Genomic DNA, 2,998 nt, shown 5'->3' on the forward strand with positions numbered 1-2,998 from the left:
CCTCATATACCAATACAACGGCATTTATGCAGACCCTATGGGTAAGGGTGGAGGACACGGCCAACGGTTGCCATAAGTTAACGACCCTGGATTTGGTCGTCAATGCACTTCCGGTGCTGGTCCAACCGAGTCCGTTAGAGCTGTGCGACGATATATCGGGCGATGAGGTCGAGGCCTTTACGCTAGAGGATGCCAATGCAGGGATGCTCAACGGGCAGACAGGTATCAGCTTTACGTATTACGAGACACAGATGGATGCGGATAATGGCACGAACCCCATAGTGAGCCCCTACATGAACACGAGCAACCCACAGACGGTATTTGTGCGTGCTACGGACGATGTTACGGGCTGCTCTGTAAGTACCACGGCAACGATATTGCTTAGGGTGAACCCATTGCCTTCCCCGGCGACGCCTACAGACTTAGAGGTCTGTGATCTGGACAATGACGGTTTCGAGAGCTTTGACCTTGAGGAGCGTACACAGGAGATCATAAACGGCGAGCTGGATGTTGTGGTAACGTACCACGAGACCCAAGAGGATGCGGATAACGGCCTTAATGCACTGGCTAGTCCATACACGAATATCGTAATGGACGAGCAGACGGTTTACATAAGGGCAGAGAACACGATCACGGGATGCTACAACGCGACAGTGGCCTTGACGATTCGCGTATTGCCATCACCGGAGGTTCCGGTAGATATAGAGGACTATGTGATATGCGACACAGACAACGATGGTTTGGCCCAGTTTGATCTAACGACAAAAGATCCAGAGATATTGGGGGGGCAGTTGCCATCGGACTATACGCTGACCTATCATTTGACAGGGGCCGATGCCGTATCAGGGGCGAGCCCAATAGTTAATGTAACGAACTATACCAATGTGAGCAACCCACAGACGATTTATGTGAGGTTGGAGAGCGGTGTTAATGGTTGTGTGACCTCTACGGGCCTTTTCGATTTGGTGGTGGAGCTTCCGCCCTCGGCGGTCCAGCCGTCCCCATTGGAGCTTTGCGACGATACCGTGGCCGATGAGCTCACGGTCTTCGACCTAACGGTCAAGGACCAGGAGATCACAGGGGGCGAGGCTAGCTGGAGCGTGTCCTACTATGAGACGCTTTCGGATGCGCAGTCCCAGTTGGACGCGGTGGATGCCGGTTCCTATACGAACACATCTGTCAATGGGGCCCCATCGAACCCACAGACCCTCTATGTAGTGGTCACGGACGTCGATACGGGCTGTGTCGACTATACGACCCTGACCATACGCGTGCTCCCGAACCCGACGCCGACGGAGAGCGGTCTCTTGCCTGACCTTGAGCTTTGCGACGACACGGATCCTGGTGACATGGAGGAGGAGTTCGACCTGACATTGAACGAGCTGTTGATACTCAATGGTGAGACAGGGGTGACCCCTACCTATCACGAGACCTTTGAGGACGCGGAGCTTGGCGATAACGCGATAGCGTCCCCTGGCGCGTACGTTAACCTTTCGGCCGTACAGACGGTCTATGTGCGCGTTACCAACGATATCACGGGCTGCTACACGATAGTGGATTTTGACATCATTGTGAACCCGTTGCCGGATGTGGTGGCTGTCACCGATCTTATAGAGTGCGAGCTCAACAACGACGGTTTCTTTGACTTCGACCTGACGCAGAAGGACGCAGAGGTCCTCAACGGTCAGGACCCGGCGCTCTTCACGGTGACCTACCACGTAAGCCAGTCGGACGCTGACACCCTGTCGAACGCGCTCGTGAGCCCTTATACGAACCTGACCAACCCACAGCAGATATTCGTGGCCATCACCAATAACGCCACGGGCTGTTCGATAAGCACCCCTGTCTTTAGCATAGAGCTCCACGAGGCGGCCGTCGCCAATGCGATCCCGGAGCCGGTGCGCATCTGTGACGACGAGATGGACGATGACGGCGACCTGGGCAACAACAGCGCCCAGTTCGACCTGACGCCGGTCACCGACCTGGCGGACCTGGACCCGGACAGTGTCCAGGCACAGGTGCTTGGAGGCCAGGACCCTGCGGACTATGTGGTCAGCTATTACGCGACCCTTACCGATGCCGAGCTTGGGGTCAGCCCGTTGCCTTTCCTGTACGAGAACGTGACGAACCCTCAGGTGATCTACGTGAGGGTTGACAACGACACGATGGTGGACGACGGTACCGGTAACATGGTCGACTCGTCGATATGCTACTCGGTGGCTCCCCTGACGCTGTTCGTTGACCCGCTCCCTGTCTTTGGCCTTGAGGACAGCTATGTGCTTTGCGTCGACACCAACGGCACTGAGGTCCTTGGCGTTCCCGTCCTTGACACGGGGCTTAGTGGCCCTGCCTATGGGTTCCAGTGGCTTTTGGAGGGTGTTCCTTTGGCGGGCGCGACATCGGGCAGCTACACGCCTCTGGAGGGAGGCCTCTACACGGTGGTCGTCACCGATTCGCAGACGGGCTGCCAGAGCCAGGACAGCGCACAGGTGATCGAGAGCTCCCCTCCGATAGATATTTACGTTGACGTTCTGACGGACGCCTTCTCTGACCTCCACGTGATAGAGGTCACGGTCCTGAACCCGTTGGACATCGGGGACTATGAGTTCAGTCTCGATGGCGGTGCCTGGCAGGCATCGAACGTCTTCGCTGACGTCACCGCCGGAGACCATGAGGTCACGGTAAGGGACAGGACTGGCTGCGGCTATGGTTTTGGCCAGGTCACGGTCATGGACTACCCGACCTATTTCACGCCGAACGGTGACGGTTACAACGATACCTGGAACATCAAGGGGATTGCGGGCCAGCCTGGCGCGACGATCTACATATTCGACAGGTACGGAAAGCTGCTCAAGCAGATCAGCCCTACCGGTGACGGTTGGGACGGAACCTACAACGGCAGCCCGATGCCAACGAGCGATTACTGGTTCGTGGTGGAGTACGGCGAGCCGAACACAGGCGAGAGAAAAGAGTTCAAAGCCCATTTTACCCTGAAAAG

1 protein-coding gene is annotated in these 2,998 nt (G+C 56.5%); it reads left to right on the top strand.

Annotation, left to right across the window (positions count from 1 at the left end; genetic code table 11):
* Positions 1 to 2,998: T9SS type B sorting domain-containing protein (locus AB9K26_RS10955; protein WP_369972597.1), on the top strand; the 2,998-nt coding region annotated here is incomplete at both ends.

Origin of the sequence: Psychroserpens sp. XS_ASV72 (assembly GCF_041224425.1) — a bacterium.
Taxonomy (GTDB): domain Bacteria; phylum Bacteroidota; class Bacteroidia; order Flavobacteriales; family Flavobacteriaceae; genus Psychroserpens.